The organism is Kribbella sp. CWNU-51 (genome assembly GCF_054073265.1).
Window position 1 is genome coordinate 861603 of record NZ_JBSXMZ010000004.1, and the last position, 12261, is coordinate 873863.

Consider the following 12261-nt stretch of genomic DNA (forward strand, 5'->3'; position numbering starts at 1 on the left):
TACTGGCGAAAGTCAGGTGTTGCTGTCGGCATCGACCAGCTCAAAAGGGACCATGGACAGGTTCGGCACCGGCTCCCCGCGCAGCTGGGCGAGCAGCAGGTCGACTGCACGCCGGCCCATCTCCGCCTGGTTCTGCCGGACATGCAGGTACGGCGGTCCGCCGATGGAGTCGCCCGGTGAGTCGAAACACGCGATCACTCCGTCGCCGCCCAATGCACGGTCGACCATCCGGGCCAGGTTGTACTCACAGGCGAAGTACGCCGTCACTTCCGGCAGCCGCTCCCGGAACGCGCGGATCACCTCCATGTCCGCCCGCACACTCTCAGTGGTCGTCGAACCGGGCAGAGTGCTGCGCAGGTCGGTCAGTTCGTAAGCCTGTCCCCTGCCTTCGAACGCAGAGCGGAAACCCTCCAGCCTCTCCTCGATCGACGACGTGTTGACGGGCGGTGGGGAGAGGAAGGCGATGTGACGGTGTCCCTGGTCGAGCAGCCGCGACGTCAGCGCCCGCGCCGCCGCCACGTTGTCGGTGTGCACGGCCGCGACCGGGATCCCGGACAGATGCCGGTCGACGAGGACCACTGGGTAGCCGTCCAGCACCTGCCGGAGCAGGCTGGCGTTGTAGAAGTCGCCGTGAACCGGGAACACGATCAGGCCGTCCACACTCGCCACGAGCGAGTCCACGGCCTTCTCCTCGTCGGTCTGCCGCCCGTGGGTTCGCCGTACGACCAGATGGGCGCCGTACTCCGCGCAGCGCTCCTCGATGGCGTTCAGGAGATCCAGACCGTAGGCCTCCGACACGTCCGGCACGATGAGCGCGATCGAACGAGCCTCCTGCCGCGGACCCGGGCGGCCACGCAGAGGCATCGTGATCCGGCTCAGATCGGGCAGGCGCCGTACGACGAACGTCCCCTTGCCGCGGATGCGTTCGACCAGGCCGGCCTCCCGCAGGACCTCGAGAGCGCGCTTCGAAGTGATCCGGCTGACCTCGAACTGCGCTGCGAGCTCCATCTCGGACGGCACGCGATCACCGGGCCTCAGTGCACCGCGCCGGAGCTGCTCCAGGACGTGGTTGCAGATCCGCTCGTACAGCAATGCCACGCCGCCACCTCACTGTTGTCCGGTTGACATATCAAATCATCCCTTACTGTCGGTGGGCGGTGGCAGCGTGAGTGTCCTGCGAATCGAGGGGAAACGCGCAGTGGTCACCGGCGGCGCGGTCGGGATCGGTCGCGCGATCGCCCTGCGCCTGGCCGCGGCTGGCGCGGAGGTGGTGGTGGCCGACCTCGACGTTGCGGGCGGTAGTCGCACGTGTGAGCTGATCGGCTCATCGACGCAGTTCGTGCGGGTCGACATGCGCGTCGACGCTGCGGTGACCGACCTGATGGCATGTCAACCACAGATCCTGGTCAACAACGCCGGCGGCGGGGCGGTGCTGCGACCGTGCTTCCCCGAGGCGTCGGTCGAGCGGTGGTCGGCGTCGCTCGAGCTCAACCTGCGTGGCCGGTCGGGTGGTGCTGCAGGATCGCGGTGCGGAACCGCGCCTTCTGTAGTGACAACGGTGGTTGGAAAAGTCTGGAGGAGTTCCGGATCAGATCCTGGTGAGGGGACCCGATGGACTGACAACATTCCGGCATGACCCGCCCAGCAGTGCCTGCCTTCGCAGCTCGTCCCGTGGTGTCCGTCGCGGTCGCCATCGGACTCGTGCTGACGGCGCTGTCCGGGCGGTACGGGTTCCACCGCGACGAGCTGTACTTCATGGTCGCCGGCCGACGGCTGAGTTGGGGGTACGTCGATCAGCCGCCCCTGACACCCTTGCTGGCGCGGGTCTCGACCTCGGTGTTCGGGGACACGGTGATGGGTCTTCGGGTGCTGTCGACGGTGAGCAGCGTGATCACGATCATCGTGGTGGCGCTGATCGCCCGTGAGTTCGGCAGCGATCGGCGTGGACAGGTGCTGGCGGCGGTGTGTGCGGCCGTATCCGGGTTCGTCCTCGGCGTCGGGCACCTCGTGTCGACGGCGACGTACGACCTGCTGGCGTGGATGCTGATCGGACTGTTCGCGGTCAAGCTACTGCGGACCCGCGACGGGCGGTGGTGGCTCGCGCTCGGGCTGACGGTCGGGATCGCCTTGGAGAACAAGTACCTCGTCGTTCTCCCGGTCGGTGCCTTGCTGGTGGCGTTGCTGATCGTCGGTCCGCGAGAGGTGCTGCGGTCGTGGTGGCTGCTGGCCGGCGTCGCGCTGGCCGGGCTTGCCGCTCTGCCGAATGTGGTGTGGCAGTTCCAGCACGACTGGCCACAGCTCACCGTCGCGGGCGGGATCAGCGAGGACGACGGCACCGAGAACCGGATCATGTTCATCCCGCTGCAGATTCTGCAACTGTCGCCGTTCCTGGTGCCGATCTGGGTGGCCGGGTTCCTGCGGCTGTGGCGGTCTCCGTGGGCCCGGTCCATCGCGTTGGCGTATCCACTGCTGTGTGTCGTCGTCCTGGCGGTCGGCGGGAAGTCGTACTACGCGCTGCCGTTGCTGCTCGTCCTGGTGGCGGCCGGGAGCGAGCCGGCGCTGGGCTGGATCGACCGGCACAGGCCACTTGCGGTGGTCGGGCTCGTGCTCACCGCTTTGACGTCCGCGCTGTTCACTTTGCCGGTGCTTCCGGCGTCGGCCGTGGACTTCGTCATCCCGGTGAACAAGGAGCAGGGCGAGCAGATCGGCTGGCCTTCGATGGCGGCTGCCGTCGCGACCGCGTGGGATCGAATCCCAGCCGACCAACGGTCGTCGGCCACGATCTTCGCCGGCAACTACGGCGAGGCCGGGGCGTTGCTCCGCTACGGGCCCGCACATGGGCTGCCACCGGCGTACTCGGGACACATGAGCTTCGCCGACTGGGACCGCCCGCCGGACAGCAACACCGGGCCGGTTCTGCTCGTCGAGATCGAGCGGACGCCGTCGTTCGAGGCGAACTTCCGCGACTGCTCGCAGGTGGGCACGATCGACAACATCGTCTCGAACGACGAGGACGGCACCGCGCTCGTGCTGTGCTCGGCGCCGACCGAGCCGTGGTCCACGCTGTGGCCGAAGCTGAGGAGGTACTACTGACGCACGTACGGTTGGACGATGCTCCCTCTGGTCGACCTCCCGGCGGGCTCCATCGCCCTCCGGGACGACCGTCTCGGCACCCGCTGGGAGGTCTCGCTGGCCCCGTTCCGGCTCGGCCGCTACCCGGTCGTCGGGGCGGACGACGTACCGCTCATCAGCATCAGCTGGTACGACGCAGTTGCCTTGTGCAACAAGTTGTCCGCTGAGGACGGTCTGCCCGCCGCGTATGTGATCGACGGGGAGGAGGTCACGTGGTCGTCGAGCTCGCCCGGGTACCGGCTGCCGACGGACGCCGAGTGGCAGTACGCGTGCACGGCGGGTGTGCCCTCCTACCGCTACGGGCCTGTCGACGACATCGCCTGGTATGCGGGCAACTCCGACGGTCACCCACATCGTGTCGGGCTCAAGACGCCGAACGACTGGGGTCTGCACGACATGCTCGGCAACGTCTGGGAGTGGTGCTGGGACCTCTACGACCCGGCGACGTACGGCGCGTACCGCATCTTTCGCGGCGCCGGCTTCGACGACCCGGAACGCTCGGTCGGTTCCACAGTCCGGCGCCGCTCCCACCCAACCTTCGCGATCGAGGACCTCGGCCTACGCATCGCCCAATCAATCACAGTCTGAGCGCGACCTTCCCGTGGGTCGCCCGTGCCCTCATCTCGGCCAGCGCCTTCGGGTTGGTTCGCTGTCCTCAAGACACACTCACCCTCAACACACGTCAGCCCACACCCGCCCTTCCACGATCCCGCGACCGCCCTCGATCTCGTCCCCAGCCAGCGCAGCAGCCGCAACCAACCCCACGCCGGCCGATGCCCGCCTACCAGCGCAACCACAGCAGACGGTCACGCTCCCGGCGCAACCACACCGGAGGGTCGGGGCCGGGCGCCGGTCGATACGAGGGTCGCGCGCCCGGCGCGCCCCCGGACGGAGAGCACGCTGCAGCGAGCAACCGGAGCCAGCAACCCTTCAGGACCCGCCAGCCTAGCCAGAAGCAGACCACGACGAGCAACCGGAGCCAGCAACTGTCCAGAACTGGGCCACCAGACCCGGGTGCTATCCAGCGGCGGGCAACCCCAGCCCAGAACTGCCACACGCGGGCAACCACCGCCGGGAACCCTCAGCGGCGGCCAACCCCAGCCCGGGACCATGTGAGCGGCGATCAACCCCAGCCCGGAACTGTTCAGCGGCGGGCAACCCCAGCCCAGAACTGCCAGACCTGGGCAACCACCGCCGGGAACATTCAGCGCGGGTAACCCCAGCGCGGGACCGTCCGAGCGGCGCAACCACAGCAGCCGAGCGAAGCGAAGGCGCAAAGGGGGTGCGGGTGGCGGAGCCCCCGCTCGCGGCGAGCGAGGCGCTGCCGCACAAGCGACGAAGGCGACCCGGTCCGCGCTTTCCGCGGACACGAGTCGCCTATCGCCTTCGTGGACGATACTGGGATCGAACCAGTGACCTCTTCCGTGTCAGGGAAGCGCGCTACCGCTGCGCCAATCGTCCAAACAACAACACACTCAACAATACGCACGTCTGAGGGTGTCGAGGTGGAGACGGGATTCGAACCCGTGTACACGGCTTTGCAGGCCGTTGCCTCGCCTCTCGGCCACTCCACCAGTGAGAAAGCTGGCCTGCCGAACCCTCTCCGAGCGGACGACCGGGTTCGAACCGGCGACCTCAACCTTGGCAAGGTTGCGCTCTACCAACTGAGCTACGTCCGCATCGCGACCGGGTTTTCGACCTCCCCGGCGCGAGAAGAACACTAGCCCATCTCGCCCGGAGTTCAAAAATCGGGGTCTCCTCGACGTCGACGTACCGTCATCGTCCGGTCACCTTCGGACCGCCCGGCAGACGCGGATCGCCTGCGCACTAAGGTGTTCCGCGGAAGGAGCAGCACATGCGTATCTGGCTGAACGGCGCCCTGCAGGACGACGAGGCGACGGTCTCGCCACTGGATCACGGGCTCACCACCGGTGATGGTGTGTTCGAGACGATCAAGATCGTCGACGGGCGTCCGTTCGCGGTGACGAGGCATCTGGAGCGACTGGTTCGGTCCGCGGTCGGCCTCGGCCTGCCCGAGCCGGACGTGGCCCAGCTCGAGGAGGGCGTCGCGGCGGTCGTGATGGCCGATCCCGACATCCCGTTCGGCCGGCTGCGGATCACGTACACGGGTGGTGTCTCACCGTTGTCGTCCGATCGCGGTACGTCGGGACCGACGATCCTGATCGCCACACAAGCCATCAAGCGGCCCGGGCCGACGTCGGCGATCGTCACCGTGCCGTGGGTCCGCAACGAACGCAGCGCGGTCGCCGGCCTGAAGACGACGTCGTACGCCGAGAACGTCCGCGCGCTCGCCTACGCGAAGGAACGCGGCGGCAGCGAGGCGATCTTCGCGAACACGATCGGCAACCTCTGCGAGGGCACCGGCTCGAACATCTTCTGCGTGTACGACGGCGAGCTCGTCACGCCGACCCTCGAGTCGGGGGCGCTGGCCGGCGTGACCCGCGCGCTGGTGCTCGAGTGGTTCGGCGGCGTGGAGCGAGATGTACCGCTGGAGCGCCTGCACGAGGCCGAGGAAGTCTTCCTGACCTCCACCACCCGCGACATCCAAGCCATCCATCGCGTCGACGACCGCGACCTCCCGGTCCCCGGGGCCATCACCGCCCAGGTCACCAAGATCTTCACCGAACGCTCAGCCGAGAACCCCAACCCCTAACGGACGCACTTTCCGGATGATTTCTGCCGCCTGGCGCAGAGAATGTTCCGAAAAGCGCGACCCGATGCCCAGTTCAGGGGCTACTCGCCGGAGGCTTTGCGGCGTTCGCGGTAGGCGGCCACGTGCAGACGGTTGCCGCAGGTGCGGGCGTCGCAGTACCGCTTGGAACGGTTGCGGGACAGGTCGATCAGGGCGTCGTCACAGTCCGGCGCCTCACAGCGACGGAGGCGTTCGCGTTCGCCGGCGGAGATCACCTGGGCCAGCGCGATCCCGCACTCCACGGTGATCCGGCACGCCAGTGACGCACCGTCCCGCGAGTAGTGGATGTGCCACGGGTGCCCGTCGTGATTCGTCAGCCGCGGCGTCGTCGTGCCGCGGGCGACGATCGCGTTGATCATCACCGCTGCCGTGGCGTCGGAATCCGTGGTGAACACCGGCGAGAACAACGGCCGCAGATCGCGGACCTCGGCAAGGTCCTTCTCCGTCAGCGTGTCGACCGCACTGAACTCGCGCTCGTGGACGAACTTCTCCAACTCCTCGAGCGTCTCCATCGTGTCGACCTGGCTGTTCGGTCCGGGCAGGGTGTTGACGAGCCGGACCAGCGTGCCGAGCGCCTGCTCGGTGTCGTGCGAGAAAGTCACAATCACGTCTCCAACGCGACGGGGTCTCCGTCCTGCAGCAAGAGTAGCCCGGGCCGATTAGATCGTCGCTCCATGATGCGCTAAGGTTTCACCCGCAAGGCACCAGAAAGCAACAACAGCACCAACAGTACGGGCGATTGGCGCAGTGGTAGCGCGCTTCGTTCACACCGAAGAGGTCACTGGTTCGATCCCAGTATCGCCCACCAGGTCAGAGGCCAGAATCCATCGATGGGTATGGCCTCTCTTCATGTCTGAGCGTCTAACTGAGCGTCTATCTCGTCATCATCGGTCGTTGTACCAGGGAAGATCCGGTCCATGGCGACGGCGCCGCTGAGCAGGACCGGCCGCAGTTGGTGGCGGTACACCGCCTCGGTAACAGCGGTGCCGGCGTGGCCGACCAGGTCGGCGATGTCCTCCAGGCTCACCCCGAACAGCGACATCAGCGAGACGAAGCTGTGTCGCAGCTCGCGCGGCGTCCAGTCGCCGGCGGCGAGGCCGGCCCGGTCGAGGATGAGCCGAAGCCCGCGCCGCACGTTGCCCGCCAGCAGATCCGTGCCGACCATACTGGCGAAGACCAGGTGGTGCTCCTGCCATCTGGCGCCGGCCCGCTCGCGGTCGTCCGCCTGGAGCCGGTGTTGTACCCGCAGGGCGGTGACGCAGAGCGCCGGCAGGGCGAGGGTGCGCCGCGACTTGCGGGTCTTGGTGTCGCCGCCCTCCCGGACCGAGCGCCAGACCCCGATCGAGGGCCGTACCGGCGGGTCAGCGTCCGGCTTGCCGGTCAGGTCGACGTGATCCCAGGTCAACGCGCGCAGCTCCTCCGTGCGGGCGCCGGTGAGCAGCGACAGCACCACGTAGGCGTCCAGGCGGGTGCCCTCGGCCGCCGCCAGCAGCGCCGTGGCCTGCTCCAAGGTCAGTGACTTCGACGGCCGGCCGTCCTGGCCGGTTGGGATCGCGCACAGCGCGACGACGTTGCGTTTGACCTTGTCCCGGGCCATCGCCCGGTTGACCGACCGGTTCAGGCACGCGTGCAGCTCCTGCAGGGTGCGGGTGCTCAGCGTCTTCGCCTTGGCGGCCAACCACCGATCGACCTCGGCGGCCGTGAGGTCACGCAGCTTGCGGGCGCCGAGCGCGGCGATGATGTGCTTCCGGCACAGGATGCCGTACTTGTCGACGGTATTGGCCGACCGGCCGGGCAGGCCGTAGGCGAGCCAGTCGGTCACCGCGTCGGCGACGGTGTAGCCGTGCGGGGCGATGGCCAGGCCGTCGTCGTGATCGCGCATGACCTCTTTGAGCTTGGCCCGGGCCTGAGTCTTGGTCTTGCCGCTGCCGCGTCGCACGATGCGTTTGCCGGACGGACTGTAGCCGGTGGTCACTTCCGCGATCCACCGCTGGCGGGCCTCGCTCCAGTACAGGGCGCCGTCGCCCTTGCCGCGTCGCTTGGTCATTAGGCCGCCCTTCCGCCGCTCTCGCGCTCCAGCAGCGCCACGTATTCGGCGATCGCCGACGCCGGCACTCGCCGGGCCCGGCCCTCGGTGACGGTGCGGAGCCGGCCGGCACGGATCTGCTCGTAGATCACGGAACGGCTCATGCTCAGCAGGTCCATGACCTCCGGGATCCGGTAGAGCGCCTTCGCGGCCGTCGGCGAGGTGGTTGGTCGTTGGTCCATCGGTGCTCGTCTCCTTCCTGGCCGGTCAGGCCGCCCGCATCTCGGTGGTCGTTGCCGAAAGTTGCTGCTCGTCGAGGGCCTGGCGCAGGTGGCGTCGCCACCGGTCGCGGGCGGCGATCGCGGTGAGGATGCGGTGCTGGTAGGGGGCGACGTCGGGATCGTCGGGCCGGGCCAGTTCGTAGTAGAAGCGGTCGGGACTGCCCGCGCTCGGCGGTTCCGGGGCGGCAGCTTGCTCGTCGTCGCCCTGGTCGCCGGGGTCGCCGTGTTGGGCGAGGACGGTGCGGACCCAGTCGGCGTTGTCGGCGCGGATGTCGGCGAGGGTCTTGGCCGACCAGTTGCGGGAGACGAGGATGCGCCGGCCGGTGAAGCCGAGCGTGGCCGGCTGGTGAACCCGGCCCTTGCAGCGGCCCGGAACCAGCCCCGGCTTGGCGTTCTTGGGCTGTATGCCGTAGAGCAGCCAGTTGGCGCAGGTGGGGGAGCAGGGCAGGGTCGACAATTCCTCGTGGAGCCGGTCGAAGTGCGCGCGCTGAGGGTCGGACCTGGCGCGCACGGATTCGGCGACGTCTTTGGTGATGTATTTGGTGACGTAGCGGATGGAGCGTCCGACGTCCTTGTCACCGTCGTTGATGCCGCGGTTGGTGTTCCTGCTGGCCGAGGACACGAACGGGCCGGCGGAGCTGTTCATCGACCTGCGATTCGGCGACCGGCAGGCGGCGTTCCGGCGGCGGCTGCAGGACTCAGGGTTGACTTGCACGTTCGTGTCGTCGCCGGAGGGATTGGCGACGGTGCTGCTGCAGGCGCTCGGTGAGCTGCCGCCGGCAGACCCAACTCGCTCGCCGTCTCGAACTCCGCCTCCGTATACGACACCGCCGGGCGGTCCCGCACCGGCATCCCGTACCGGAACCCAGCAATCAACACGTACACGTCCGCGTCGGCCACCCGCTGCCGGTCATACACCTCCGGCGACGCATCCCGCGCCGTGAAATACGCCATGTCGATCAGCGCATCACCGGCCCGATGCACCGCCGCCTCGGCCGCCGCCAGAAACGACCCACCCACCGGGAACCGCCGCAACTCCGACGTATGACTCAGAAACACCCGACGAGGCGATAGCCGTTCCGACTCGGACACGACGCACAGCATCGCACCCGTCACCCAGTAAGCGCACCCGCCGACCGGCCGCTCAACGGGGCGATCACCCGGTCGGTGACGGTCGAACCCAGTCCGCCGAACTACCCGACCGGCATGACCTGCCATCATCAACGCCATGCCCGCCGACGCCCACCTGCAAATGATCCAAACCGTGATCGCCCGGCTCGCTGGCCAATCCACCACCAGCAAAGGCTGGTGCCTAACCGTCACCGCCGCCCTGCTCAGCTTCGCCGCCACCAACACCCGCCTCTCCGCCTACCTCGCCGTCTACGTCACCGTCGCGTTCGCTGCGCTGGACGCCTACTACCTCACCCGCGAACGTGCCTACCGCACCCTGTACCAGCAAGCGGTCACCGGCGATGTCGACGACCGGCAGATGCACCTCCCCACACCCCGGCCGCACGACCTCGGCCGCGCCCTGACCAGCCCATCGATCGCCATCCTCTACGGCAGCCTCCTCATCATCGCCCTGGTCATCAGCAGCTACCTCACCCTTCGCTAGCGCGCTCCACCGCACATGAGCCGTGCCCGATCCGTGCCCGATCCAGCGGCCAACACCGGTCAACCACGACGGATACGGCACGCTGTGATCCACGGTGGGTGACCGTACGAAAGCGATTCGGCTATAGAGCGCCCCGACCAACACGATTCCCAAGCTGAGAGTGCTGATCGATCGGCGACGCGGCACCGCTGGGCCGGGAAGATCGCCCGCAAGCAGGTTGTGTGGTGTGCTGCCGACCAGGATGCCTCGCCGGCGGGCCGAGCCTGTTCGGCTCGCAAAGACCGTCTGCCGACGGCCCGGCTTCCAGCCGGCTCGGACGCTCCGGGAGGCACCAGGCCCGTCGGACACTTCCCGCTGACCCACCACAGGCCTCCAGACCGCACCCGGGGCTGTCAAGGTGGAGCGTTTGACAGCCCCGGACGCGGCCCGGCCGGGCGACGCCTGCGCCACCGGGAAGCACCGCCCACGACCCTTAGAAGATGCACCCGTCGTTGTTGGGGAAGACGCGCGAAGGCGGCGGCCACCGTCGTCCGCGTCAAGGCACGTTTGACGATCGGCGCTTGGAGCTGAAAGGCTGATGGAACAACGCGTCTAGCGTCACAACACGTCCAGAGGCCAGGCTGGAGCCGAGCGTCCAGCTGCGCGTCAATCGCTACGAACCCAGGCGGATACCGGCGAACACCAACGGACCTGGTTTCCTTGCGGTGTAAGGCATTCGCCCAGCTCCATCGACCATGATCGTTGCTTGACACGGAAGACGTCGAGCAGTCGCCCGCCACGTCCGCTGAGCGTCGAACTGCGTGTCAATCGCGCCGAACGCGGGCAGACACCGGCGGACGGCCGCAGACGCGGTTCCGTTGGTGCGTAAAGTGTTTGGGCAGCTCCACAGACCAAGATCGTTGCCTGGGGGTCAAGCTCTGACGCATTCACCGGACTGGCCAGCGGTGCCGGCCAGTGGCAGGCGACAACTTTCTGTACGTCTTCAAGGCGGCCCTCAGGGCCGCCGCGCGGCCCGCATCTGCCGGCCGGTCGCGCCTTGCCGCTTCGCTCCCGGCGCGAGCCGGCAGCGGGTTGCGCGGCGCAGAAGGGCACGCCGAGGCCAGCGCCGGCCAACCGCAGCAGAGCGGCGTCTCCCGTTGATCTTGGCTACCCGAAAGGAGTGGGGCCGCCAACAGGGGGCCCGCCCAAATTCGTCGGTCCGGCGAGGTGCCTACGCTTGCCGCAACGTCGGCAGACCTGGTCGACACCACGCCCGCGCGGGTCTGGCAGGCCTTCGCCATGCGCGCTGCGGTCCGGCATATCGTGTTGTTGCCATGAATGCCATCCGAGACGGCAATTCCAGGGCTTGCTCATACCTCGGACGCTACGCCTTGCTGACACACGAAGCGAACGCAGCCCGCGCCTCCGCTGGAAGAGGCCATGAGTTCGATCCCCATGACACGCACGAGTCTGCCTCCGGCGGACAGGGCCTCCGGCCCTACGACCCGGTCATGGCATCCGGCGGCCGGGGCTCCACCCCTGGACCCGGGCGACTCTGGGATGTTCGCCGAGCACCGGGACCCATCGCGCACCGGAGGCAACCAGACCGCGTCCGGCCGAGCGAAGCTTGCAGGTAGCATCGAACGTTATGAGTGCGCCACGGTTTCCCAAGTCGCCTCCCACGGAAAGCGCGTTGCGGGATCCAAGGCGCCGGACCAGGTGCGACCTCGGCCGCCACCATTCGTAGGACGTTCGACCGTGAGCGTCAAACTGAGTGTCAATGGCCACCGCCACGGGAGGACGCCAGCGGACACCAGCGAACGGAAACCCGTTGTACCGCAAGGCTTTCTCCCAGCTCGGTCATCCGTCGGCGTTGCTTCACACCGAAGAGGTCACTGGTTCGATCCCAGTATCGCCCACCCGAAGAACACGCAGGTCAGAGCGGGAACCCAGCATCAGCCGGGTCCCCGCTCTTCTCGTTTCAGCCCTCGTCAGGCAGCGAAAAGGCAGCAAGAGCCCCTAGAACCCGCTCCTGAGAGCATCCCTGGACGTGCGTGTCGATCGCTAGCGTCGTCGTCGGCCGCTCGTGCCCCATGCCCCGCTGTACGTCGGGAACCGGCACACCCGAGGTGATCAGCCACGACGCGTACGAGTACCGGAGGTCGTGGAACCGCAGCCCGCCGTCGGCGCGGCGAGAGACCGCCTTCAAGGCCTGAGCCCGCGTCTTGAACAACTCGCTCTCGTCCCCGGCCGGAGTCGGCCAGCTCCCCCGGAACTTGTCACTCTCCTCCGTGACGCATCCGAGCAGTCCGGTCCATACCAGCGACGGCCGCCAGATCCGCGCCCGGAAGAGCGTCCGTCGCCGCGGCGTACCACGCCGCACCCCACCGGCCGACGCCGTCGCCGTCGTCCCCACCACTTTCAACACGCTCAACTCCTGGGCCAACGGGAACGCGAATACCTATCCGCTCACCACGCTGTGCGCCGCACTTGGCGCACGGGCTCCGACGATTGC

Annotated in this window: 12 protein-coding genes and 4 tRNA genes; 6 read left to right on the forward strand and 10 right to left on the reverse strand. The window is 67.9% G+C overall.

All coding sequences use genetic code 11. From position 1 onward, the window contains the following. Nucleotides 1-12: 12 nt before the first annotated feature. Nucleotides 13-1098, reverse strand: a complete 1086-nt coding sequence (locus tag ACXC9Q_RS06145) for a GntR family transcriptional regulator (protein WP_457055491.1) — start codon at nucleotides 1096-1098, stop codon at nucleotides 13-15. Between ACXC9Q_RS06145 and ACXC9Q_RS06150 the strand changes: the two genes are divergently transcribed. From ACXC9Q_RS06150 to ACXC9Q_RS06160, 3 genes are read left to right on the forward strand one after another with little or no spacing between them, the layout of a single operon-like run. Beyond that, nucleotides 1070-1636, forward strand: a complete 567-nt coding sequence (locus ACXC9Q_RS06150; RefSeq protein ID WP_457055492.1) for an SDR family NAD(P)-dependent oxidoreductase — start codon at nucleotides 1070-1072, stop codon at nucleotides 1634-1636. The two genes, ACXC9Q_RS06145 and ACXC9Q_RS06150, sit on opposite strands and share 29 nt — an antisense overlap. After that, the gene (locus ACXC9Q_RS06155) at nucleotides 1633-3093 is read left to right on the forward strand and encodes an ArnT family glycosyltransferase (protein WP_457055493.1); all 1461 of its coding nucleotides are present in this window, start codon (nucleotides 1633-1635) and stop codon (nucleotides 3091-3093) included. Before ACXC9Q_RS06150 ends, ACXC9Q_RS06155 begins: the two co-directional genes overlap by 4 nt. Before the next feature lie 18 nt (nucleotides 3094-3111). After that, nucleotides 3112-3720: a formylglycine-generating enzyme family protein gene (locus ACXC9Q_RS06160; protein ID WP_457055494.1), complete on the forward strand. Its 609-nt coding sequence runs from the start codon at nucleotides 3112-3114 to the stop codon at nucleotides 3718-3720. A gap of 801 nt (nucleotides 3721-4521) precedes the next feature. On the opposite strand, the gene ACXC9Q_RS06165 is transcribed toward ACXC9Q_RS06160, so the two are convergent. The 3 genes from ACXC9Q_RS06165 to ACXC9Q_RS06175 all read right to left on the reverse strand — a co-directional run bounded on the left by ACXC9Q_RS06165 (nucleotide 4522) and on the right by ACXC9Q_RS06175 (nucleotide 4811). Further along, a tRNA-Val gene (locus tag ACXC9Q_RS06165) sits at nucleotides 4522-4593 on the reverse strand. A gap of 42 nt (nucleotides 4594-4635) precedes the next feature. After that, nucleotides 4636-4706: transfer RNA gene (locus tag ACXC9Q_RS06170), tRNA-Cys, on the reverse strand. A 32-nt stretch (nucleotides 4707-4738) separates the two neighbouring features. Then, a tRNA-Gly gene (locus ACXC9Q_RS06175) sits at nucleotides 4739-4811 on the reverse strand. Between the two features lie 176 nt (nucleotides 4812-4987). Between ACXC9Q_RS06175 and ACXC9Q_RS06180 the strand changes: the two genes are divergently transcribed. After that, nucleotides 4988-5806 (forward strand): aminotransferase class IV, encoded by an 819-nt coding sequence (locus ACXC9Q_RS06180; RefSeq protein WP_457055495.1) that lies wholly within the window; start codon nucleotides 4988-4990, stop codon nucleotides 5804-5806. An 80-nt stretch (nucleotides 5807-5886) separates the two neighbouring features. Here ACXC9Q_RS06180 and ACXC9Q_RS06185 read toward each other — a convergent pair whose 3' ends face one another. Then, a complete protein-coding gene (locus tag ACXC9Q_RS06185) occupies nucleotides 5887-6453 on the reverse strand; it encodes a CGNR zinc finger domain-containing protein (RefSeq protein WP_328521205.1) in 567 nt (188 codons plus the stop codon). Between the two features lie 125 nt (nucleotides 6454-6578). On the opposite strand from ACXC9Q_RS06185, the gene ACXC9Q_RS06190 reads away from it, so the two are divergent. Next, a tRNA-Val gene (locus ACXC9Q_RS06190) sits at nucleotides 6579-6653 on the forward strand. 39 nt (nucleotides 6654-6692) lie between these two features. Here ACXC9Q_RS06190 and ACXC9Q_RS06195 read toward each other — a convergent pair. Genes ACXC9Q_RS06195 through ACXC9Q_RS06210 form a run of 4 tightly spaced genes read right to left on the reverse strand, consistent with a single transcriptional unit; the run spans nucleotide 6693 to nucleotide 9382 of the window. Continuing rightward, the gene (locus ACXC9Q_RS06195) at nucleotides 6693-7892 is read right to left on the reverse strand and encodes a site-specific integrase (protein WP_457055496.1); all 1200 of its coding nucleotides are present in this window, start codon (nucleotides 7890-7892) and stop codon (nucleotides 6693-6695) included. Then, a complete protein-coding gene (locus ACXC9Q_RS06200; protein WP_457055497.1) occupies nucleotides 7892-8113 on the reverse strand; it encodes a helix-turn-helix domain-containing protein in 222 nt (73 codons plus the stop codon). The genes ACXC9Q_RS06195 and ACXC9Q_RS06200 overlap by 1 nt, the downstream gene beginning before the upstream one ends. Before the next feature lie 25 nt (nucleotides 8114-8138). Then, the gene (locus ACXC9Q_RS06205) at nucleotides 8139-8798 is read right to left on the reverse strand and encodes a replication initiator (RefSeq protein ID WP_457055498.1); all 660 of its coding nucleotides are present in this window, start codon (nucleotides 8796-8798) and stop codon (nucleotides 8139-8141) included. Beyond that, entirely contained in the window at nucleotides 8795-9382 is a 588-nt protein-coding gene (locus ACXC9Q_RS06210) for a DUF4062 domain-containing protein (protein ID WP_457055499.1), read from the reverse strand. Before ACXC9Q_RS06210 ends, ACXC9Q_RS06205 begins: the two co-directional genes overlap by 4 nt. Between ACXC9Q_RS06210 and ACXC9Q_RS06215 the strand changes: the two genes are divergently transcribed. After that, complete coding sequence (locus tag ACXC9Q_RS06215) at nucleotides 9381-9767, forward strand: hypothetical protein (RefSeq protein ID WP_457055500.1); 387 nt, start codon at nucleotides 9381-9383, stop codon at nucleotides 9765-9767. The two genes, ACXC9Q_RS06210 and ACXC9Q_RS06215, sit on opposite strands and share 2 nt — an antisense overlap. A 1960-nt stretch (nucleotides 9768-11727) precedes the next feature. Here ACXC9Q_RS06215 and ACXC9Q_RS06220 read toward each other — a convergent pair. After that, complete coding sequence (locus ACXC9Q_RS06220) at nucleotides 11728-12174, reverse strand: tyrosine-type recombinase/integrase (protein ID WP_457055501.1); 447 nt, start codon at nucleotides 12172-12174, stop codon at nucleotides 11728-11730. Nucleotides 12175-12261: the final 87 nt, after the last annotated feature.